Below are 22,236 nucleotides of genomic sequence, written 5' to 3' on the forward strand. Positions count from 1 at the left end.
GCGCTGACGCACGTAGGCTCGCAGTTCGGCAATCTGCCCTTTGGGCTGAAAGCTGGCCCGCAGCAACCCGAATGAATGGAGCCGCTGCAGCCATTGCGCATCGCTGACATCGGTCTTACGCCCCGGCACGTGCTTGGCATCGCGCGCGTTGACAAGAAACACGGTAAACCCCCGGGCATCGAGAAGCTCGAAAATCGGAATCCAGTAGACGCTGGTCGATTCCATGACGACGGTCTCGACGCCGCATTCCGTAAACCAATCGAGCGAGTGCCCGCCAAGCGCGAACACGTGGTCGGGCCGCCCGACCTGCTCGATACCCAGAAGCTCCGCCCGGAGCTGCGCCAGCGCGGTCTCGATCTCGCCCTGCGGTGCCCCACAGGCGCCCCGCGCCATCCTCCGGCGCCGGCAGCGCCTTGCGATCCAGCTTGCCGTTCGGCGTCAGCGGCAGCGCCGCAAGCCGCGCAAACGCAGACGGCACCATGTACTCCGGCAAGCGCGCAACTTAAGTGCGTGCGCAGCGTGGCGGCAAGTTCAGGCCCCTCAACTTCGCCGGCGTGCTCGGCACCCGTAACCACATAGGCGATAAGACGTTTCTCGGCTGCGCCCTCCCCTTGCGCTACCACCATGCGTCGCGCACCGACGGGTGCTCAGTGAGCCGCCACGATCTCACCGGGCTCGATCCGGAAGCCGCGGATCTTCACCTGGTGATCGTTGCGGCCCAAAAGCTCCAGATTGCCGTCCGGCAGATAGCGCGCAAGGTCGCCGGTCCGGTACATCCTCGCCCCCGCCTCACTGCTAAACGGATCGGCCACAAACCGCTCCGCCGTTAGCTCGGGCCGGTTTAAGTATCCACGCGCCACTCCCGCACCGCCAATGTAGAGCTCCCCCACGGCGCCGAACGGAACGGGCGCGCCATGATCGTCAAGCAGGTAAACTCGCGTGTTCGCGATCGGTCGGCCGATGGGAGGCAGTTGCGGCCAGCATGATGGATCCGCCGCAAGGCGGTACTCCGTGACGACGTGCGTTTCTGTGGGCCCATACTGATTGATCAACCTCGTCCTCGGGTGCAGTTCGAAGAACGACCTGAGCATTGGGGTGGCCCGCAATTGCTCACCCGCTGTATAGATCTCCCTTAAAGATGGCAGCAGCACTCCCTCAGCGCCCCAGACCTCCGCAAAATGGTTCAACGCTACATGTGGGAGAAAAAGCCGCTCGATCGCTTCGCCCCACACAAATTCCAGCAAGGCGGAGAAGTCCGCGCGGGTCTCTTCCTGGACGAGCACGAGCAGGCCACCATCCCTCCAACAACTGAACAATTCCTGGAATAACACGTCAAAGTTCAGCGTCGCGAACTGAAGTGTGCGTCGTTTTTCCGCGCCAAGCCCCGGTGAGGACCAGAGCAAATTCATCAGCGAGCTGTGGGACATTTCGACGCCTTTGATCGCGCCTGATGATCCAGAGGTGTAGATCACATAGGCGAGATGGCACGAGGTCAGACCGAGCGCGCGCGCATCCGGATTCGACACCGGCAGGTGCGCCCAGGCCGGCGTCGCCGTCGCGAGATCGACCACCGCGATATCGGCCAGCACCAGCTGCGGCGCCGCATCCTCAACAACCTGCCGCAGCCGCGCGGACGGATAGGCCGGATCGAGCGGCAGATAGGCGCCCCCTGCCTTGAGGATCGCGAGCACCCCCACCACCATCGCCACGCTGCGCTGAAGGCAGATCGCGACCGGCTGATCTGGCTTCACCCCGAGCGCGATCAGATGATGCGCCAGGCGGTTCGCCCGTGCATTGAGCTCGCCATAGCTTAAGCGCTCGTCCGCATGGACCACTGCCACTGCGTCCGGCGCGTTCCGCACCTGCGCCTCGAATAGCTGATGGATGCACTGCTCCGACGGATAGGGCGCCGCCGTCCGGTTCAGCTCCTCCAAGAGGTAGGCGCGCTCTTCGGGCGGAAGGATGTCCAGATCTCGCACCGGCGTATTGGGCGCATGCTCCAGTGCGTCAGCCAGTTGCTCCAGTGCCCGCTGCATGTAGCCGCAGACCCGATCCGGAGAGATGCCCTCAACCACCTGCGCCGTCAGCCCGAGCGCCTCGCCAAAATCCTCCAACGCCAATGTGAGGGGATAGTTGGTGCGCTCCTCCCCGCCCAGCCATTCCACGCCGGACAGCACCTCATCGGTTGCGGAGGCGACCGGTGGCGTGTTGTGGCGGTAGTTCAACAGCGAACTGAACAGCGGCGCCGGGGCCGCAACGCCGCTGCAGCGTTGCGCCAGCGCCAGTGAGGCATGCTCGTGCGCGAGCAGCTCGGCCAGGCGGGCGTGTGTGATGCGCAGGCTTGCCTCGACCGCGCTGCCGTCGAGATCAAGCCGCAGCGGCAGGGTGTTGATGAACAGGTCCATGGTGCGGTCGGCACCGGCGCCGCCTTGCATGCGGCCGAACAGCACCGTGCCGAACACCACCTGCTCACGGCCGCTGCTGCGCGCCACCACCTGCCCCCACGCCAGGTGGCAGAGGCTCGCCAGGGTCACACCCAGCCGCCGCGCCTGGCTGCGCAGCCGCGCATTGAGCGCCTGCGGCAGCGTCCGCCGTGCCTCGCTGATCCCGCTGCCGTCGCCGCGGACCTCGCTTAAGCCGAACGGCAGGGTCGGCTCATCGACGTCTGCGAGCCACGTCCGGAAGAACTCTTCATGCGCCTTTGCATCAACGCCCACGCGCGCCTCCATCACCAGATTGCAAAAGGGGGTGTGGGACTATCAGCTCATGCTCACGTCCCTCCAGCATGGCCTGAACCTCGGCATGCATCACTTCCAGCGTGCTGTGATCCCCGATCAAGTAGTGCAGCAGCTCCAAAAGCAGCCACCCCCGCTCGCCGCCGGGCTCGCGCGCAATCACAAACCGCAACAAAGGAGCCCGACCAAGTTCAATGCGGTGCTGGCGCGGATCAAACCGACGCCCGCGCTGCTCGTGGCCCGGATCGCCAGACCCATCCAGTTCAACCTCGGTCACCTCCAGCAGGGGGTGCGTTCCGCCAAATCACCTAGGCCGGGCTCGACAGTCCCTCCCAGACAAATGACGTGCGCAGAATGTCGTGCCGATCCACCACCCGCTGAACCGCGGCAAGATAGGGGTCCAACACGCCACGGTCGGCAAACGCCATCTGCGACACCACGAGGTGCGGATCGCCTTGGCTGGCGAGCAGATGATGGAACAGGGTACCGTCCTGGAGCGGCGACAAGGCATAAATGTTGCCGATGCCACCAGGCGCCGTGGTGACAATCCGATCGATTTCTCCCTGAGCAAGCTCAATAAGCGGCAGCATCTGCGGGGTAATCGCCCTGCCGCCCTCTGTGATCAGGTTCGCGGTGGACCGCCACCTCCTGATGACTGCCCAGGCTTGCGGCAAGATCCGCCAGCACCGGCTTGACGAACAAGGTCCGCACCTCGATGCCAAGCGACAGCCGCGGCAGACGCTCCATCAGTTGAACCGCCAGCAGCCTTGCGCGCCCGTGCAAGGCCGGTGGCGCGCCGCGATACTGGATCCCGAAATAGCCCATCACCACACGGCTGATCGCAGGCGTTGCGCGACGAATGATGGGTATGGCGGCTGATAGTCGTCAGGCGCCCGCCAATGGCGGGCCGCGTGGTCTGCAGGTGCACGGGGATAGCGGATTCAATGGCACGATCTTCCGGAATGACTTGCCTGTTCGTTGTCAGCTGGCGGGTTCCGCCTCTTCGATCACGACATTGTCGATGGGCAAGGCAAATGCTCGACGCGTTTGGAAGGTCTTTTGTTGAGCAAAAGCCGCGTCACGTCAGGACGCGAGTAGTGCCCCGCCGGATCCGCGGCGTTCTTCGCGACGCCAATCGCGCCAAGATCGATGTTGGCTTAGAGCAAGCCCTCCTCTTGGGGCGGAAGCTTTTCGGCAATCGAACTGCCGTCCGGCCCGTAAATCACAGCATGGCCGCCGCCGACATGCAGCAGCGCGTGCTTGTCGGGACGGTCGCAGAGTTCGTCGATCATTGCCCGCGAGACGGTAGTGCAAGGTGCGAGCACGAAGCAGGAGCCTTCGACCGCATAGACGCGCGAGGCCGCGTTGCAGACCTCCCAACCGAGCGCCGGCGCGAAGGGATCGTAGAGTGAAAAGCTCGGCCAGGCCGCGACATGCACCTGCTCGTTCTGGGCGTACATCGCATATTTCGACAGCGGCTGCAGATGCTCCCAGCAGCACAGCGCTCCGAGCCGGCCGATGCCGGGGCGGTCGTGCACGGCAAGGTCGCTGCCGTCGCCCTCTCCATAGACGGTGCGCTCGGCATGGGTCGGCCGCAATTTGCGCCGCTTTGCGATGGTCTCGCCATCCGGGCCGATCAGCCATTGCGCGAGATAAAGGCTGCCGCCTTCCCGCTCCGACAGTCCCAGCACCGCTGTGATGCCGGCCGTTTTCACGGCGAGCCGCAACCGCTCCGCCTGCGGGCTGTCATAGGCGAGCGAGTTGTCGAAATAGCGCTGCACAAAGCCGCGGCTGATCGCCCAGGCCGGCGAGTCCAGCCAGATGTACCAGGGATAGCCGGGGATGAAGGCTTCCGGGAATGCGATCAACTTGGCGCCCTTTGCGGCGGCTTCCCTGATCAGCGCGATCGTCTTGTCGACGGAAGCGTCAAGGTCGAGCCAGGCGGGCGCCGCCTGCACTACTGCGACCTTGTATTTTGGATGCTCGATACCCATTGCTCCGCTCCTTACTCTCGTATGTCCCCGGCCGGTCGATTATTGATCGCCCAAAGATGTAACGCGGCGGCTCCCGAAACTCTTCTCGCTCAGATCTGCCTTCAGCCGCTCGCTGCAGCCAAGGTAAATAAGGCTAAGGCTACGGAGATGCGGCCAACCGTGCTTTAGTCTGGCCTGCCGCCGAGGTCTGAGCGAACTCGATGGCCTGCCGCTCGAACAAGCTGCGATAGACGCCGCCCGGTCGCGCGGTCAGCGCCGCATGCGTGCCCTGCTCGACGATCGACCCGCGATCGAACACCAGGATGCGGTCGAGGCCGCGGACCGTTGACAGCCGGTGCGCGATCACGATCGAGGTGCGGCCCTTCATCAGCCGTTCCATCGCCTCTTGGATCAGCGCTTCCGATTCCGAATCCAGGCTCGACGTCGCCTCGTCCAGGATCAGGATCGGCGCGTTCGCAAGGAACGCACGCGCCAGCGCCACGCGCTGCCGCTCGCCACCGGACAATTTGACGCCGCGCTCGCCCACCAGCGTGCCGTAGCCCTTCGGCAGCCGCATGATGAAATCGTGCGCATTGGCAAGCCGCGCCGCCTGCTCGATCGCCGCCATGCTGGCGCCAGGCCGGCCGTAGGCGATGTTCTCCGCCAACGAACGGTGGAACAGGATCGGCTCCTGCTGCACGATCGCAATCTGGCTGCGCAGCGACTGCTGCGTGGTTTTCGCAACGTCCTGGCCGTCGATCAGGATCCGGCCGCCGGAGACGTCGTAGAGGCGCTGAACCAGCTTGACGAACGTGGTCTTGCCGGAGCCGGAGCGGCCGACCAGACCGATCCGCTCGCCGGCGCGGACGTTGATCGACAATCCCTCGTAGAGCGGCGCGCGATCCGCGCCATAGAGGAAGGTGACGTCCTCGAACGTGATCCTTCCACCGTGAATGTCGATCGGCTTGGCGTCGGGCGCGTCGACAATGCCGATCGGCTCGCCATGGATGGTCACCAGTTCCTCCATGTCGTTCACCGAACGCTGCAGGTTGTTGATGTGCATCCCGACGTCGCGCAAATAGGCGTGGATGATGTAGTAGCTCGTTAACACATAGGTGACGTCGCCCGGCGAGGCGCGCCCCGCCATCCACAGCAGGATGGCACCGCCGATCACCGAAGCGCGAAAGCACAAGAGCATCACGAGCTGCGCAGCGCTGGTGGCGTTGGAGCGCAGCCAGGCGCGCTGCACCCGCGCCCGCCAGCGGCGGACGACACTGCCAAGCCGCGCATCCTCACGCGCCTCCGCGCCAAAGGATTTCACCACAGAATTGCAGGTGAGCGCGTCCGCTAGCGTGCCGCCGACTTTGGTGTCCCAGGCGTTGGAGACGCGCGCCGCCGGCGCGATGTAGCCGATCGTCAATGCCGTCGTCATCGCGACATAGATCACCGCGCCGAGGCCGATCACGCCGCCGAGCACGGGCCAATGCAGGCCGAGCAGGATCGTCGAGCCCACGAGCACCGCCAGCGACGGCAACAATGCCATCAGGATGGTGTGGTTTAGCAGGTCGAGCGCCCACATGCCGCGGGTGACCTTGCGCACGGTCGAGCCGGCGAACGAGTTGGCGTGCCAGTCGGTTGAGAACCGCTGCACGCGCACGAAGGCCTCACGCGCCACATCGGACATGGTCTTCAGCGTGAACGGCACGATCGCCTGCAAGCCCGCAAACCGCAATATAATCGAGAGCAGACCAAGCGCGAGGGTAGCAACGAACGCAATCAGCGCCGCATGTCGCGCCGCCTGGTCGGAGGGGCCCGACGTCAATGCATCCACTAGACGGCCGGAATAGACCGGCATGAACAGGTCGGCGACCGTCGCCCCTAAGAAGCCGACGAGGATGATCGTGGCACGGACTGGCTGCTTCAGCCAGTGCTCCAACGCAAACAGGAGAACCAGGCTGATTGCGGCGGGTCGTTTGTCATCTTGACTGGTCATGGCGCTAGGGGTTGGTGCCGGACGCGGTGTAAAACCCTCCGATCCAGGCCTGATGTGCCCAATGCTTGGCGCGCCGTCCGAGGGACGCAATAAACGCCCGGAGTCCGGGGGCTGCGGCCGAAATCTTCTACCCATTTCACCCACTCTTTGCGTCAGCGTTTAGCGGAAGCGGCTCACGCTTTGCGGGTTCCTCGAGCTGAGAGCATCGGTCTTCCACATCGGCCAGCCTTGCGCGACCCGTTCGAGAGCTTGTGTGAGCCAGGCATGCGGGATCGACGTCACTCATCTTTGCCCGTCTGCAGAAGCGCGGCGATGACCACCTAGCTCCGGCCGCCGCCAGGGCTGTGCGTAAAGGTGCATTTTGATGAACGAAGTGTTCAGCATATCGAGTAGACCGTCAGAGGCTTTGCGTTATGGAATCGCGGCGCGACTTCACCTAGAAGATCACCTCTGCCGTCGATCCGGACGGATGTCATCGCAATCCGAACCTCCAACGCGCCGCAAACGATCCACCGCTGTGCTCGATGATCGTTAATTGCCGCTGGGCCACCGGATAAATGGACGAATTGGCCAGTGAGCAACTCGGATCGTCACCCTTTTTCATCATTTCTCCTCCGGCGCCTGCGCTTTGATGCTTTGCGAGAGCCGTCTTGCGGAGTCGCACAAAAAGCCCCGTAAGAAGCCTTCTCACCCTTGTAGTTGGCCAGCGTTTGAACCAATACCGACATAACCTGGTGTTTCAGTTTGTCCGGGATAGCCGAGGGGCGATCCAGCGACTTCAGCGCCACCTCGACCAACTCGATCGCGCGATCCTTGTTGCCGCTCTCGTAGTAGTACTGAGCGACCGCCCCATAGGACAGGAACTTGGGGCCCTCGCCGCGTTGCGGAGGATTCACTGCCAGAATGTGTTCGGATAACTCCTTGCCCATCGCAAAGCGCTCGGCCCGCGGGAAGTGAGAGTTGTCATTCGCCGGATCAAAGAGTTGGCGCATCGCCCCGGCCATCCACAGCTCGGACTTTTTGTCGATCGCGTCGTGAACCAATTGGCGCATCACCGGCAGGCCGGCCTGCAAGTCGTGCATTTTGTGAAGCAACAGATCCGCATGGAGCACGCGGAAGTTCACATCATCCGGCAGAACAGCGACGGCCTCTTCGACCGCCGAAAGCGCCTTCGCCCAGTCTTGCGCCTTCATCGCCGGCGTAAGTTTGGCGGTGATCGGCTCAGTCAACGCTTGCTGGCGCGTCCTTTCGCGCGTTGTGCGTTCGCCTTCGGCGATCCGCTCCGTCTCGGCGGCTTTAGCTTCATCGCTGGTGCGCCAGCTGCTGCTCAGAATTTTCGGCAAAACGTCATCGAGTTGCGTCGGGTGACCGATAAAGGCGATGTGGCCGTCACGGTCGACGACGAACGAGGTGGGAATCCCGACAGAAAAGCTGGGATCCATCCAAAGCTTGTTCATTTCGCCTGTGTAGTCGAACCCGATCCGGTAGTTGAGATTCGACAACTTTTTGGTCAACCATGCGTCCAAGTTGGTTCGGGCCTCGTCCGCCGTTTCAGCTCGTTCATGAGCTGCGATTCCGAGAACCTCAACTCCGCTATCTCTGTATTTCTCTTGCAGCTGCACCAGATGGGGCATCGCCGCCACACAGGGTCCGCACCAAGTTGCCCAAAATTCGACGATGTACACTTTCCCCGGCTGGAAGCTCGTGAGGGGCTGGCCACGCTGCCAGTTCTCCACCTTGATCGGAGGAGCTGGGGACTCCATGCGCAGCACCATGTTGTTCTCCAAAACTATTGCCAAACGTTGCGCGACTTTTTGCGCTAGCTTGTCTCTCTCAGAAACGGGGCACACGGGCTCAAGGGAAGGAGCATCGCTCGTTTTGCGCTATGGATGCACTCAGCCCTGACTCAGTGTTGCTGGATCTCAACAGCAACAGCCATGCCATTTTCGTCAGCACGCATTAAGCGGCTGATTCCGCCTTGAAAAAACTCCGGCTCCCAAGCCGACCGGTGTTCTGAAGCTGACGGGCTTTGTGCCGCTGTCAGGTATTGGACACGAATTGCGCGCTTCGCGCCGCCAGAAAAGCTTGTTTGATGTTGTGAGCCACCGAACCGAAACTTGCTAATTCCTCTCCCTGCCAGACAGGATCAGAGGCGAGCGACGATGTAGATCGGAGCCGAAACAGGCAAAGCCGTTGACCGGCGACGCGTGTTCGTGGTCGATGAGGACGGAATCATTCGCGGGGGCACTGCAGCGGGTGCTGCGGATCGGTGGGCCTTGAAACTGTCAGCGCTCGCCATCGCGCCAAGCGGTTCCTGCACCACAAACTGGTACTGCGATCAGCTTGCTGTCCAGCCGCGTGTACCGGGGGTGCCTGACACACCTATCCTCGTCTAAAATCGTGCGCTCGTATCGAAACAGATACCGCCGATCGCCTCGATGCGAGCTGAGGCTTATACGGGCGTTCATCTCCAAGTCTCTGACCAGGAGGCCCGGCTGGACCCACCCGCTGGCGCCATGAACACTGTCGTCCTAGCGCAAGCCCTCGCGGATCGCCATGCCGCCGATCATCGGGTTCATAGTACAGACCGTCGAGAACATGTCGATTGCGCCGCCTATAGTTCGAGAGTAGACGCCTTCGATCTTGCGCGCCAGATTGGCCATAGCCATCGTCAGTTTCCCCTTAAATCAAAGTCAGGCAACCGCTTGCGTCAGCGGCTTCTCGCTGACGCTACTTCGCGGCGAGCCGCCAAGGTAAAACGCCTTGATCTCGTGGTTGCGCAATTCGCCCCGAGGCGCTGGATAGCACACTCTCAAGAGCGACCGCATGGTCGGAGCGTAGCGCGACCGTTCGACCACTGTTCAACTACCAGGATCGAGAGACCTGCTTCGTGTTGAGCAGATTCCGGACGACTCTGTCCTCAATAGTAGCTATTATGGTGTTAGCGACAAACCAAGTGCTTTTCAAGGCTGTGAGCAGTGAGTTCAGTATTCTTCAGCGCCCCACTGCGTGGGGGCAGTGCTGGCTTAACGGAGTCGATCATGGCCCCAACCCGCCCCACTATCGAGGGGTCGTCCGGAATTCGATTTTCAAGGATCATCAGTGTTCTCTACGGATCGGCTGCGGATATCGCTTTCTTCATCACAATTCTATCTGTTGTCGGCTTCGTAAGCGGCCTAGTCGTGCCGAGGACGATCGACACGGGCCCGCAGACGTGCATCGAATCACTTGCCGTCGAGGGGTCAGATGGCTCCGTTTGCCATGCAACACAGCGTCATGGCGGACAAGCGCTTCAAAGATTGCTGGAGACAATATCTGCCGAAGTGCATTGAACGAAGTACTTATGCGCTGCGAGCATCTGCCTCAAGCTGCTAATCTGGTAGTGGCACCCGCCAGGCCGAGGAAGCTATGGTGCGGTGACGGCTGCGACAGTCTCATTCGTTGGCTGGATGATCGTGTTCACAAGCACGTTCTGATCGATGATTTCGGATCGTTCGGACTACATCAAGTTACACCCGATCTCGGGAAGCCGGCATGCCCGCGGCCGCAATTCCGCAACCCCGCTGCACCACAGATTTGTCAGACATCCCATCTATTCGGCTTATCATCACGTTCCGAGCCGCCCCCGTCACGACGATCGGGTATCTGTTACTTGCAGCCGTGATGACCGCATAGGTCTTTGTCGGCGCCTTCTCAATCAAAGAACAATCTTCTGCCGGCCAGCGCCGCCGTCGACGTTTGTGACATGTGTGTCCCGCGCGGGATAGAGTCTCTCGCGAAAGGCTGCGGCGACGAGAGAACCGCCATTCGACCAAAGCGTGATGTGCGCCTGCCTGGTCTCCTTGAGCTCCGCCACCGTATCGACCAGCCGATTCGCTGCAGGGCGTGTATTCGCACACATGAAAGAACGACGGGCTTGTCGACCAGGCAATCAAGGCCAGGTCCGAGAGCGGCACAAAGGTATCCTAGATGCAGCCTGCGGTTCGGTCGACACGAGTCCAGGATGTTCAGCTCGCTTGATCACGAGCATGGGAAGGGTGTTGCGAGACGGACGCGAAGGCCTGGTGCCACTTGTGGAGCTCAAGTTCGACGGGGCTGTTAGGTCGGAGACAGCGTCAAAGACGTTCTTTTCCGAAATGGTGGCGCTCGAAAACATAGCTTCATCCTGGAGGATGTATCGAGCCATCTCACGACGGTTCTGCAGCACTTGAGCGCGGTGAGTGAAGGACCAGTCAAGCCGGACTTTCAAGCGGGAGGACGAAACGAGACGGTTCTTAGGCAAAGCGAATGACAACCTTGAAAGGCGCTTAGTCGACCTTGAAAGGATTGGCTAAGGCGGTTCACCTAGAGCTAGACGGCACCTATATAGGCGACCTCCTGATCGGGTCTGATCTGAGCCTCGCGCGGACTTGCGAGAAGGATACGATCCCCGCGCGCGATCAGATTCGGGGTCAGTTCGCAGTATTTCCGGATCACCTTCAGATCGCCGAAGTCGCCAATGGCCGGATCTCCCGAGCGGCTAAGGGCGAGACCGCTGATATGGTTAGGCTTACGGGAGAGGGCCTCCGCACGCATGACGGCGCTCTGAGCGAAGCACTCGATCGCTTACCCGGGCGCGATCCGTCGTCAGAACTGAGGCGGGCGCGGCGCTGTCTGCATGAGAGTATAGTTAGTGTCGGGAATTGCTATCACGAACCCGAGCGAAAAGCGTCCAGCGCGTGGGCCAATAGGATGCCAATGCTCAAAAGAATAAGAGTCCCGACAAGAGCCGAATACATACGCCACCTCGATCGCTCACTTCCTTTTGAACTGCGCGACCGCTTACACAGTCAAATTATTTCCTGAGCGCGAAATACGTTCGCAGCCGACTGATGAGTCTGAGCCACAGCGAGTAGTTGGCAGCATGTGGAACGGTCAAAGGCAGAAGCTGTAAGACCCAGCTGCTCTGCTCCAACCGACTGATCGGCGTAGCGCGGTGACCGAAAAGCTCATGTGGCTAATGTGCAACGAATACTTGGTTTCTGCGCGGGAGCGTCCGAAACGGACACTTCGGCCGTTGAGATGGCGGTAGCATTTGCGCGCAAGGATTGGGGTGTCCGGATGAGGTTTTCAAACTCGAAAGATGAGAGCTTATTGTTTCTTTGGGAGAGTGTGCGGAGGCAAGTGTTGGCTGGTCGCGCGTACGGCGGACGTTGCCGCTTTGTTGGTAACAATCTGCGCACCTATGCCGAATTGCTTCGTTCGGAAATGGACCGGCGGGAGCTGAAGTACACTCCGATTAATTGGTCTGAATAGACCGATCCACGGGCATACCGATGAAAGACCTGCAGAAGCAACTGAAAGAGCTCCGCACTGATGCAGCCGAGTGCAAATTGATCAGCGATCTGGCAACTGACCTGGAAAAGCGAGAGCTGTTCGCAAAGCTTGCGGATCACTTGACTGTCCTGGCGTCCGAGCTCGAGCGCGCTATATCTGTGAAAGTCTGTGGCACGAAGACGGAGCTATAATGCCGGTCGCACGATGCCAAGAATCGGCTCTGAGTTCACGAGAGCGGCACTTATGTGAAATTCACGAGGCGGGTAAGCTGACGCACGATTTTGCGTCTGTGGCTGCCGAGATCGTCCATGGTTAGGATGTCGCCGGGACAAAGCGTCGGAAGGAGGACTTTCTCGACGTAGAGGCGGAAACTCTCGCCATCGTTCGGCCCTCGAGAAACCATGGCGCCTCAATCCGGTCATGGCGCAACGCGGCCAGGAAGGTTATGGTCGTCCAGCGGCCGTTGGGAATCTTGCTGGGAATCCTCTGGCCAGGCGGCGCAACCCCGCAAGGCCCCATATCGGTCCTGGCCCAGATCTCGCGTTCGCCAGCCACAGTTTTTTTCAAGCTGAGCTTCTCGGCGTGGACGAACTCCCATATTGAACGGTAATCAGCCTTAGGCCCGCGATCAGCGAGCTCGACGACCAAGCCGCGCAGGGTGAAGTCCCCTTGATTCGCCCTAAACCCAGACACGGTGTTTGCCGGAAATGGCCTTCGACCTGTTGCCGCGCATCCCTGCCGGGCACCACGCTGCCGGTCTCGCAATGCCGTCGCGCCCATCCAACGGCCGTGCTGACCGCAACACCGAATGTTTAGCCGCCTCGTTGCGGGACAATCCACCGGTGACAACCCTGCAACGCCCCCGCTTCCGAAGATCCTCAGAGTAAGGCTTGCCGATCCATGCTGGCCTCCAGGCCCAGCCAGCATGGTAAACCCGAAGTCTCCTGATTTGGGAATCCCAATTCGATTCAAGCTAACCTCATCACGGTTTAGCCGCCCGTCCCCCGGCTTTGCTCCACCCCTTCTTCAGACCCGCTTGCGATGGGGCATTGCACTTCGCTAACGCTTCGCCGTCATGCGATTGGATAGAGGACTATCACTTTCAAGCAGCTGTTCAGACTCGGCGCTCATGAGAAACCGCCCGACGAAACCGAGGGTTTCTTCCCCTCGTCTCACGGAGCAGCCTCTTTAGACGTTATTCCGGCGCGCTCACGAAAGCGAGCGAACCGGCAATCCAGAGGTCGCGGCGGGAGATTCCGCCTTCGTAATCCAAGTCGGCTGCTGCCGACTTGGACAAGCAAGACTCGCGAGTTCGCGTACACCTGCGTCAACGCGTCCTGGAATGACGAATAGAAATGCAGCCGCCTACCCCGTCGTGTTTGTGGTCTCGCCGTCGGCCGCACCAATTTCCTGGTTGAGCCGCGCATGAAGCGTGGCCTCGTCGAGTTCGCCTTCCCACCAGGACACGAACACCGCGGCAATACCGTTGCCCGTGATATTGGTAAGTGCACGCACCTCGCTCATGAATTTATCGATCGAGAACACGATTGCCATGCCCGGCACCAGGGCCGGATTAACGACTGACAGCGTCGCCGCGAGCGTGATGAAGCCGGCCCCGGTGATACCGCTTGCGCCTTTCGACGTCAGCATCGCCACGATCAGGATCGTGAGCTGCTGGCCGAAGGTGAGATCGACCCCGAGCGCCTGCGCGATAAACAGCGTTGCCAAGGTCATGTAGATGTTGGTGCCATCGAGGTTGAAGGAGTAGCCGGTCGGCACCACGAGCCCGACCACGGGCTTGGAGCAGCCCAGCCGCTCGAGCTTCTTCATCAACTGCGGCAGCGCGCTTTCCGAGGACGAGGTGCCGAGCACGAGCAAGAGCTCGTCTTTGACATAGGCGATAAACTTGAAGATCGAAAAGCCAACGAAACGCGCGATCAGACCAAGCACGACCCCCACGAACAGCGCGGCCGTGGCATAGAACAGCGCGATGAGCCCGATCAGATTCCCGAGCGCCGAGGGTCCGAACTTACCGATCGTGAAAGCCATGGCGCCGAACGCGCCAATCGGCGCTGCCTTCATGACAATGGCAATGACGCCGAACACGGCGTGCGCCGTGTCGTCGATCATGCCGCGCAACTTCTCGCCGCGCTCACCCAGCGCCATCAGCGAGAAGCCGAACAGGATGGCAAACAAGAGTACCTGCAGGATATCGCCGCGCGCCAGCGCGCCGACCACGCTGTCGGGAATGATATTGAGGATGAAATCGACGCTTTTCGAAGCTTCCGCCTGCTTCACGTAGTTGGCGACGGCTGCGGCATCGGGCTTGGCCGCAAGGCCGTGGCCGATCTGGAAAAGATTGCCCATCACCAGGCCGAGCAACAAGGCAAAAGTGGAGACGATCTCGAAATAGACCAGCGCCTTGAGGCCGACCCGGCCGACCTTTTTCGCATCCTGGATGTGCGCGATGCCCGAGACCACGGTGCAGAAGATAATCGGCGCGATGACCATCTTGATCAGCTTGATGAAGCCATCACCGAGCGCCTTGATCCAGTCGTTGGTTGCGAACGACGGCCACAGCCAACCGACGACGACGCCAATCAAGATCGCGATCAGCACCTGAACGTAGAGAATTTTGTACCAAGTTTGCGACGGCCGCGCGGGCGCCGCAGTTGCGATGGTGGTCATGACGCTCCTTCCCTATACGAACTCGAACACCGAGCCGCCGCGCGTTGAGCGGTGACGGCATCAGACGAGCTGTTATGCCAGCCGTGTCCCATTGAAGACGGCGATGTCGAAAATCCGACAGATCGCAGCGTGAATTCCGAGGGCAGGTCGGCAGTTACGTGTGTTTTCTTTTGTTAAGCAAGTCGCGCACCAAGCGCCAAAGCCATGCGGCCGTTCAGCCGACGAGACTGTGGACCGACTGTCTCCTGACGACACTTGGCTGAATCCCAGAACCACGTTCGTGCCGCCGAGGGCAAAGGCATTGCTCGGCGCAACGCGCACCTTGCGCTCGCGCGGCAGAGTGGGCGCGACCTCGAGATCGACCAGCCGCTTGCGGCAATGTCATGCTCGGGAAGGGCTTTGAGCTTGGCCCCTATCCTGAGCTCGGAGTTGCGGTCGGGCCAATGGCGGAGCGGCCTTCGCGTATCTCCTTATAGATGGAGGCGCCGTCGGTCCCCAGCCCGCCCATTCCGGTAATGACGACGCGCCTCCCCATTCAGGCCTTCTCAGCGACCACGCCGCGGACAGTCGCGTCGCCGACATTCTTGAGATTCGATCAGGCGTCATCCGTGTTCATCTCAATCTCGATCGCGTAGGACTGCTCCAGGTCGCAGATGATGTCCCTCAACTCCAGCGACTGAATGCCACACCAGGTCAGTTGCCTGGCGGTCGTTGTCTCGCCGCCGCCGACGGCGTTTTCCTTCATCGTGCGACAATTTCCTTCGCGAGTTGAACTGCCATCCTGCTGCTTCCATGACGCGCTTCGACGCGAACGGGGCGCCATCCCCCAGCCGAGCCGCGTCGCGTCGCGTCGCGTCGCGCGACAGAAGCAGCGACGTGATTCGTCGGGCGTCAGGTGCTGTCAATGCAACATTCCGTAACATTGGTAAAATTGATTTTTTGGATGGCACGCATCCACGCCATCGACATGTGGAGACATGCCTTCAAAGGCCTTGATACAGCCTGCCCCCGGGGCGTTATCCGGCCTCGGTCATATTGTTTCGCACAGCTACAAACGACAGCCTCGATACTCCTTCACCGGACGATACACGCTGAGCTCCTGCAGCGCCTGGACGAGACGCTTGCCACAGAGTTTTTCTCGAACGGACGCTTCATAGCGGCGACGTGAAGGCAAGACATATCGTGTTCCGACACCCCCAGGCCAGGGGCTACGTTGGGCCGGCCGATGAGCCGGAGATCGGAGTTCGAGCCGTTCAAAGATCCAAGGTCGGACATCACGGCGCGGCGGAGCCAACGTTGGGGCAAGAAGTTTTTCGTTCAAGAGGCTAGAGATGTTCGGTTGAACACGCCGAAGTCGGAAAGCTGACGCGGCGCTGGGGCCATTCCGCCGCAATTCAACAGCCAGGCTGGCGCTTAAGCGTGTTTGGCTGCTGTGACGCAAGGCGCGCATCATATTTCGCGAGCGGCACGCCGATTGCTGGGATCAGGAGCAGAAGCCGCCGCGGCCAAACTGGTCGCAGGCCGACCCGCTCCGAGAGACTTCCCAATGAGGCTTGCCCGATTGATCCTGATCAATGCAACTCTGATTCTGATCCTGCTCCTGCTCGGAAAAGCAGCAGCGGTGAACATCAGTCCCACCCTTGCCGCAAACGTCCGTCTGCCGAGCAACGAGATTGCATCACCGCTCACTCAGACGGCGCGGCTCGAGGCCGGGTTGAGCTCACGCGCGCACGGACAGGCTTGCAGCTGGATCATCCAACCCGCGCTTTGCATCCTTCTGTCGGCCGATCAGTTCCGCCCAAGTAAACAGAGCGAGAAACGTCTCCCGGTATCGGGAAACAGCTTCACCTCTAAGAGCGGCAAGTTCGTGCTGTGGCGTTCGAATGTGAAGTTCGCAATCGCGCGGAGCGCCTTCAGATGATGTCTGTGGCAAAATCATCGATCTGCAATCCGGCCGCCGCACCTTATGATGGCGCAACGGCGGTGCAGGTCATGAAAGCGCCAGGCGTCAGTGCGGCGATTCAGCCGGGGGCCGATGCCGCCAGCATCACACACGCCGATCGATCCGAGACCGGTAATGCCGAGCTCGGATTTGTCGCGCCGCCCGAGCTCACAAACAGCAAAACCCGTTTGCGCTGGCTGGTGGCGCGGGAGTTCCATAGTCCGATGGGGCAAGACGCCGTGCTGTTGGAGAGTGGCGCGGATAATAAAGGGACACGCACTTTCGTCGATTTTCTTAAACGGCAAAAACTCCACGCGATTATCGCGGGGGGTGGCTACGTGCAAAGCTAGAGTTGACGCATGGATGGCTTTTCGCAAGAGCTCTGGGAATCGCTCCGGCTCACGATCGAGCTCGCGAGCGTAACGACCGTGATCCTGCTGGTCCTTGGCACGCCGCTCGCGTGGTGGATAGCGCGCTCGAAGAGCCTTTGGGCTGAGGCGGTCGCCACGATCATCGCGCTGCCGCTGGTGCTGCCGCCAACAGTACTCGGTTTCTATCTGCTGGCCCTGCTCGGCCCGAACGGCCCGGGTGGCCTTCTCGCCTCTCTCTGGGGCGGGGCCACGCTCGCCTTCACCTTTACAGGGCTCGTGGTCGGATCGGTTTTGTCAGCTCTGCCTTTGGTGGTGCAGCCCATCCGCAACGCCTTCGCTGCGATGGGTGACCGCCCGCTGGAAGTCGCTGCCACTCTGCGCGCCTCACCGTTATATGCCTTCTTCACGGTCGCCTTGCCTGTGGCGCGAACGGGTGTTCTGACAGGCGCCATGCTTGGCTTTGCGCATACGATAGGCACGTTCGGCATCGTGCTTATGATCGGCGGCAACATTCCTGGGCGCACCAAGGTACTGTCGGCCTATCTCTTCGACTATGTCCAAGCCTCGCGCTGGCGCGAAGCAAGCTGGCTTGCCGGGGCCATGGTGATGTTCGCCTTTGCGGTAATCCTCACCTTAACCTTGATCGACAAATACAGCGGAAGGAGGAGCAGGTGAGGATAGCCACGCCAGGCCGGATTGACATTGCCTTCAGCGGCAGTATCGCTGGCTTCTCGCGCGATACGCAATTCAGCGTACCCGGCAAAGGCGTGACGGCGATTTTCGGCCCGCCAGGCTGCGGCAACACCACGCTGGCGCGCTGCATCGCCGGCCTAGAGCCTTTGCCGAATGGTTTTTGCGCCATCGACGGCGAGGTGTGGCAGGATAGGACTACCTTTCGCCCACCCCATCTGCGTCCCATCGGCTATGTGTTTCAGGAGCCGAGTCTTTTTCCTCATTTGTCGGTCAGGCGCAACTTGCTTTACGGTGCGCCCAAACCGAAGCCAACGCCGATCGCGTTTGATGAGGTGGTCGAACTGCTCGAGATAGCGCCGTTGCTCGACCGCTCTCCCTCACATCTGTCCGGCGGCGAGCGGCAGCGCGTCGCCATGGGTCGCGCGCTGTTGTCTCAGCCCAGACTGCTTGTGATGGACGAGCCGCTTGGCGCGCTCGACCGCTGCGCCAGACGTGAGATTCTGCCGTTCATCGAGCGCCTGTCCGAGAAGCTCGCGCTGCCGATGATCTACATCGGCCATGACATGGCGGAGATCGAACATTTTGCCGATTATCTCGTCATGATGGAGCGCGGCGTAGTGACCGCGGCCGGACCGCTGCAAGTCTTACAGAGAGATCCCGCGCTGCCGCTAGCGGCAAGCCGCGAAGCCGCCGTCAGCCTTGATGCCGTAGTCAGCGGCTATGATGGGCGCTATGGGCTACTCATTCTCCGCCTCAAAGGGGCGCGGCTGTTGGTGCCGGCGCCGCCGTTTGCACCCGGCGTGCACCAACGGCTGCGCATTGGAGCGAGCGACGTCAGCGTCGCGCGCGAAGCGCCACGCGCAGGATCCATGATCAATGTCTTCCCGGCGCGCATCAGAGCCTGTTTGCCGCTCGGCGCGGCTGAGATCACGCTGGTTCTTGCGCTCGGCACCGGAGGCTCGGGCACGGAGATTTTGGCCCGTATTGCACGTTTCTCCTTTGATTCCCTTGGGCTCCAGGATGGGATGGACGTATTCGCTCAGCTCAAGCACGTCGCGCTGCTCTCGGCCTCTGAACCGCCACTGCAAATCGTGACGCCCTCCACGCCAGCAGCAGATCCTGGGCAGGCAAGCGCCGCGGCGTGAAACGAGCAAGCTCGCTCGAGAGGCGAGCGGCATCATCTTGAGGCTACATTTCAGTGTGCCACGCAGGCGGAGTTGAAGAGGCCGATATCGCAAGCCGGACGAGGCGGCCGAGCCATTGGACGGCGCACGCTGGCCCCTATGTGCGTTTCACTCTTGTCAAGCAAAGGCGCGCGCCATGTTCTTGAACCGCACGCCAATTGCTGGGATGAGAAGAAAAGAGCCGCCGCGGCTAACGCGTTCCCAGCGGCGTCCGGACTTCCCGATGAGGCTAGCCGATTGATCCTCATCAATTCAATTCTGACCCTGCTTATGGCCGGAAATGCAGGAGCGGCGGAAGTCGATGTGGCGGTCGCCGCGAACTTCACCGCGCCGGCCAAGGAGCTGCAGCGCCGTTTAAGCAGAAGACCGGGCGAGGCCCTGTTGAGGTTTGGCGCGAGCGGACAGCTTTACAACCAGATGACGCAAGGGGCGCCCTTTGGGGTGTTTCTCGGCCCGACGAGGCCGCCCGAGCAATCTGGTCGAGAACGGTCTTGCGTTCCGGAATGCCGCTTCACCGATGCGACTTGTAATCTCGTGCTGTGGAGTTCGGCTCCGAAGTTCGTGAACGACGCGGAGGCTTTCGCAAAACCGTCGATCCATAATCCGGCTGCTGCGCGTTATGGCGCAGCCACTAAGCACGCTGTGAAAGCGCTGGGCGCCTGTGAATTGATGCAGCCGAAGCTGGTCGCGGGATCCTCGCATCTCTCTGGGCCGGAAGCACCCTCACCTTCACCTTTGCCGCAATCCTGGGCGGACACGAGCTCTCTTTCGTGGTCAAGCCGCTCCGGAAGACCTCCGTTACCAAGCTGGCTTGCCGCCGGCATGGTGATGTTCGGCCTTGCGGTAATTCTCACCGCAACGTTGATCGAGAAATGCAGCGCAAGGAACGCGCGTGAGGACAGCCACACCAGGCCGGATCGAAGTCACCTGCACGATAGACTCCGCTAGCTTTGCGTCCATGCGCAGTTCAGCGTACCGGCTAAAGGTGTGGGCGCGGCGATCTCCAGCACGGCGGCATAACGCGCCGCTCGCTATGCCTAAGGCTCAACCAGGGAATCGATGTATTCGCCCAGGTCAAAGGGCGTCTCGCTGGTTCACGGCCCTGAAGCGCCAGAGTAGGTATCGCGCGTCCCGCGCCGGCAAAGCGCCCGAGCGCGAAATGAGCAATTAGAGGATCACGCCCATGATCACCACCCTCGCGGACATCGATCCGAAGCGGGTTGCGGCAATCCGCCACCGGTCGGAACAGGATGCTTATAAGCTGCTCGCCGACTTGGCCCAGGAGTCTCATGCGGCAAGGCGTGCACGTCATTGGTTTTGTTCAGAAAAAACTGAAGGGCGCGACAGGATGAAAACCATGCTCGCGCTCGACATTGCGACAGGGCACGAGATTTCGATCTGCTAGCCACTCGGCAGCGGCGCCATATCCTGCAAGCTTGATGCTAGTGGGTTTGCCGACGCCGCGGTTGTGGTGGCCCGCGCGACCAAGCGGCGCGTCGATCTCCTCGTGATTAACAATTCTCCAAGCAGGAGACCGGGCCGGGGGACGAATTTGTCGATGCGGTCATCGCTAGCGTGCCACTCCTCACCACCGTCTCGGAAAAATGCCTTGCTGACTGGCGGACTTTCACCTGGGATGTCGGCAGAACGCTGTTTTGCGAGCGGAAGGTTGTCGAGGGATGGTGGCGCGACATGGGCCGCCGCCTGGCGCGCATCCGCGCGCACTCCATCTTGTCACGGATTAAAGTGAAGATCCCATCCGACAGGTTCATCACGGCCCGAGAGAGCATCGCCGACATTGGGCCCCAGATCATCCACCACGACCGATGAAACACCGTCAGTCCCGGCTCCCGCTCCACCTCACGTGAGGAGGTCCTCGTGCGCGCCGTGAGGGCGATCATACGGCCTGCAGGATTTGCCGCGGTACGTTCATTTTATAAAAGCCCAAGATTGTTCGGCCTTCCAACTTACGAGCATTGGCTTGAGCTAATCGTTTCGCGCGCACGCAAGCTGCCGCATGCGCACGGCATCATGCTCCGTCATCGACGTAAGATAATGGACCATTCGGCCCAATTACGACGGAGATATCGCCGCGACGAGCATCCGATTGTCGCATTTCCGCCAGCTGAACCGCGAGATCTCGTGGCACATCGCTTGCTTGACTCGAGGCCGGGACCGTCGCTTCCCGCGCGAAGCAAACTTGTGAGGACATTATGCTGGGAATTGGAAGTAAGTTGCCGCCGTTCGAAATCACAGGCGTGAAGCCCGGATTTCACTTGCACGACGAGAGCGGGCAGAGCGCGTTCGAGACGCTGACGGAAAACAGCTTCCCTGGGAAATGGAAGATCATTTTCTTCTACCCAAAGGATTTCACCTTCGTGTGCCCAACCGAGATCGCCGAGTTTGCCCGGCTGGCGAAGGATTTTGCCGACCGCGACGCGGTCGTGCTGGGCGGCTCAACCGACAACGAGTTCTGCAAGCTCGCTTGGCGACGCTCGCACAAGGACCTGCACCAGCTGCCGATCTGGCAGTTTGCCGACACCAAGGGCAGGCTGGTCGATGGTCTTGAAGTGCGTTCGCCGGACGGCGTCGCCTATCGTTACACGTTCATCGTGGACCCAGACAACACGATCCAGCATGTCTACGCGACCAACCTCAATGTCGGCCGCAACCCGAAGGACACGCTGCGCGTGCTGGATGCTCTGCAGACCGACGAGCTCTGCTCCTGCAACCGCGAGATCGGCGGCGAAACGCTGAAGGTTGCTTGAGGCATCATGTCAATTGAGCAGTTGACGGACCAGATCCCCGATTTCGCCAAGGACGTCAGACTGAACCTGGCGTCGATGATATCAGATGAGACGCTATCACCGCAGAGCAAACACGGGCTGCTGCTTGCCACCGCAATTGCCGCCCGCAATCCTGTGGTGATCGCCGCGATGGAATCTGCGGCAGCTGTCGTGATGACGCCGGCCGCGGTCGCGGCGGCGAAATCCGCAGCCTCGGTGATGGCGATGAACAACGTCTACTACCGCTTCGTTCACCTCGCCTCCAACCCGGAATACAAGACGATGCCGGCGCGGCTACGCATGAATGTCATCGGCAATCCCGGCGTGGACAAGGCCGATTTCGAGCTGTGGTCGCTGGCGGTAAGCGCCATCAACGGCTGCGGCGCCTGCATGGATGCGCATGAGAAGGCGCTGCGGGAGGCCGGCATCAGCACGGCGGTCATCCAGACAGCGGTCCGCCTTGCCGCGATCGTGCAGTCAGTTGCGGTCGCGATCGACGCGGCCGGGCACGGCGCGACCCAGGCGGTGGAGCGATTTTGAAATGAACCCCGATTT

The 22,236-nt window shown here is 61.1% G+C and carries 19 protein-coding genes and 4 pseudogenes; 10 read left to right on the forward strand and 13 right to left on the reverse strand.

Annotation, left to right across the window (positions count from 1 at the left end):
- The 11 genes and pseudogenes from AC5ZG5_RS41285 to AC5ZG5_RS41335 form a co-directional block, all read right to left on the reverse strand.
- Positions 1–258: pseudogene (locus AC5ZG5_RS41285) on the reverse strand (IS110 family transposase); the annotation flags it as partial.
- A 389-nt stretch (positions 259–647) separates the two neighbouring features.
- Positions 648–2,717 carry a non-ribosomal peptide synthetase gene (locus tag AC5ZG5_RS41290; protein WP_456646458.1) on the reverse strand — a complete coding sequence of 690 codons (2,070 nt, stop codon included), beginning with the start codon at positions 2,715–2,717 and terminating at the stop codon, positions 648–650.
- The gene (locus AC5ZG5_RS41295; protein ID WP_456646457.1) at positions 2,707–3,012 is read right to left on the reverse strand and encodes a condensation domain-containing protein; all 306 of its coding nucleotides are present in this window, start codon (positions 3,010–3,012) and stop codon (positions 2,707–2,709) included. Before AC5ZG5_RS41295 ends, AC5ZG5_RS41290 begins: the two co-directional genes overlap by 11 nt.
- 31 nt (positions 3,013–3,043) lie before the next feature.
- Positions 3,044–3,325 (reverse strand): hypothetical protein, encoded by a 282-nt coding sequence (locus tag AC5ZG5_RS41300; protein WP_456646456.1) that lies wholly within the window; start codon positions 3,323–3,325, stop codon positions 3,044–3,046.
- Positions 3,309–3,566: a hypothetical protein gene (locus tag AC5ZG5_RS41305; protein WP_456646455.1), complete on the reverse strand. Its 258-nt coding sequence runs from the start codon at positions 3,564–3,566 to the stop codon at positions 3,309–3,311. Before AC5ZG5_RS41305 ends, AC5ZG5_RS41300 begins: the two co-directional genes overlap by 17 nt.
- Before the next feature lie 150 nt (positions 3,567–3,716).
- Positions 3,717–4,729: pseudogene (locus tag AC5ZG5_RS41310) on the reverse strand (carbon-nitrogen hydrolase family protein).
- 139 nt (positions 4,730–4,868) lie between these two features.
- Positions 4,869–6,701 carry an ABC transporter ATP-binding protein gene (locus tag AC5ZG5_RS41315; RefSeq protein WP_456646454.1) on the reverse strand — a complete coding sequence of 611 codons (1,833 nt, stop codon included), beginning with the start codon at positions 6,699–6,701 and terminating at the stop codon, positions 4,869–4,871.
- 159 nt (positions 6,702–6,860) lie between these two features.
- A pseudogene (locus AC5ZG5_RS41320) lies at positions 6,861–7,048 on the reverse strand (transposase domain-containing protein); the annotation flags it as partial.
- Between the two features lie 243 nt (positions 7,049–7,291).
- On the reverse strand, positions 7,292–8,476 hold the full coding sequence (locus AC5ZG5_RS41325) for a TlpA disulfide reductase family protein (RefSeq protein ID WP_456646453.1): 1,185 nt from the start codon (positions 8,474–8,476) through the stop codon (positions 7,292–7,294).
- Positions 8,477–9,232: 756 nt separating this feature from the next.
- Entirely contained in the window at positions 9,233–9,370 is a 138-nt protein-coding gene (locus AC5ZG5_RS41330) for a hypothetical protein (protein WP_456646452.1), read from the reverse strand.
- A gap of 1,681 nt (positions 9,371–11,051) precedes the next feature.
- Positions 11,052–11,276 (reverse strand): hypothetical protein, encoded by a 225-nt coding sequence (locus AC5ZG5_RS41335; RefSeq protein WP_456646451.1) that lies wholly within the window; start codon positions 11,274–11,276, stop codon positions 11,052–11,054.
- A gap of 740 nt (positions 11,277–12,016) precedes the next feature.
- Here AC5ZG5_RS41335 and AC5ZG5_RS41340 point away from each other — a divergent pair.
- Positions 12,017–12,208 carry a hypothetical protein gene (locus AC5ZG5_RS41340; RefSeq protein ID WP_496165522.1) on the forward strand — a complete coding sequence of 64 codons (192 nt, stop codon included), beginning with the start codon at positions 12,017–12,019 and terminating at the stop codon, positions 12,206–12,208.
- A gap of 1,174 nt (positions 12,209–13,382) precedes the next feature.
- Here AC5ZG5_RS41340 and dctA read toward each other — a convergent pair.
- Both dctA and AC5ZG5_RS41350 read right to left on the reverse strand, forming a co-directional pair.
- Positions 13,383–14,705, reverse strand: a complete 1,323-nt coding sequence (gene dctA, locus AC5ZG5_RS41345) for a C4-dicarboxylate transporter DctA (protein WP_456646450.1) — start codon at positions 14,703–14,705, stop codon at positions 13,383–13,385.
- Between the two features lie 595 nt (positions 14,706–15,300).
- The gene (locus tag AC5ZG5_RS41350) at positions 15,301–15,450 is read right to left on the reverse strand and encodes a hypothetical protein (RefSeq protein ID WP_456646449.1); all 150 of its coding nucleotides are present in this window, start codon (positions 15,448–15,450) and stop codon (positions 15,301–15,303) included.
- Between the two features lie 801 nt (positions 15,451–16,251).
- Here AC5ZG5_RS41350 and AC5ZG5_RS41355 point away from each other — a divergent pair.
- The 9 genes and pseudogenes from AC5ZG5_RS41355 to ahpD all read left to right on the forward strand — a co-directional run bounded on the left by AC5ZG5_RS41355 (position 16,252) and on the right by ahpD (position 22,221).
- The gene (locus tag AC5ZG5_RS41355; protein ID WP_456646448.1) at positions 16,252–16,626 is read left to right on the forward strand and encodes a type 2 periplasmic-binding domain-containing protein; all 375 of its coding nucleotides are present in this window, start codon (positions 16,252–16,254) and stop codon (positions 16,624–16,626) included.
- Positions 16,623–16,997: a substrate-binding domain-containing protein gene (locus AC5ZG5_RS41360; protein WP_456646447.1), complete on the forward strand. Its 375-nt coding sequence runs from the start codon at positions 16,623–16,625 to the stop codon at positions 16,995–16,997. Before AC5ZG5_RS41355 ends, AC5ZG5_RS41360 begins: the two co-directional genes overlap by 4 nt.
- 9 nt (positions 16,998–17,006) lie before the next feature.
- Complete coding sequence (modB, locus tag AC5ZG5_RS41365; RefSeq protein ID WP_456646446.1) at positions 17,007–17,693, forward strand: molybdate ABC transporter permease subunit; 687 nt, start codon at positions 17,007–17,009, stop codon at positions 17,691–17,693.
- Positions 17,690–18,856: a molybdenum ABC transporter ATP-binding protein gene (gene modC, locus AC5ZG5_RS41370; protein ID WP_456646445.1), complete on the forward strand. Its 1,167-nt coding sequence runs from the start codon at positions 17,690–17,692 to the stop codon at positions 18,854–18,856. Before modB ends, modC begins: the two co-directional genes overlap by 4 nt.
- 276 nt (positions 18,857–19,132) lie before the next feature.
- Positions 19,133–19,843, forward strand: coding sequence for a molybdate ABC transporter substrate-binding protein (gene modA, locus AC5ZG5_RS41375; RefSeq protein ID WP_456646444.1), 711 nt, complete (start codon positions 19,133–19,135; stop codon positions 19,841–19,843).
- Between the two features lie 235 nt (positions 19,844–20,078).
- Positions 20,079–20,300 carry a hypothetical protein gene (locus AC5ZG5_RS41380; RefSeq protein WP_456646443.1) on the forward strand — a complete coding sequence of 74 codons (222 nt, stop codon included), beginning with the start codon at positions 20,079–20,081 and terminating at the stop codon, positions 20,298–20,300.
- A 15-nt stretch (positions 20,301–20,315) separates the two neighbouring features.
- Positions 20,316–20,725: pseudogene (locus AC5ZG5_RS41385) on the forward strand (DUF2478 domain-containing protein); the annotation flags it as partial.
- A gap of 383 nt (positions 20,726–21,108) precedes the next feature.
- A complete protein-coding gene (locus AC5ZG5_RS41390) occupies positions 21,109–21,663 on the forward strand; it encodes a peroxiredoxin (protein ID WP_456646442.1) in 555 nt (184 codons plus the stop codon).
- 6 nt (positions 21,664–21,669) lie between these two features.
- Positions 21,670–22,221, forward strand: coding sequence for an alkylhydroperoxidase, AhpD family (gene ahpD, locus AC5ZG5_RS41395; RefSeq protein WP_456646441.1), 552 nt, complete (start codon positions 21,670–21,672; stop codon positions 22,219–22,221).
- Positions 22,222–22,236: the final 15 nt, after the last annotated feature.

The sequence above is a fragment of the Bradyrhizobium sp. Ses1 genome (assembly GCF_059512365.1).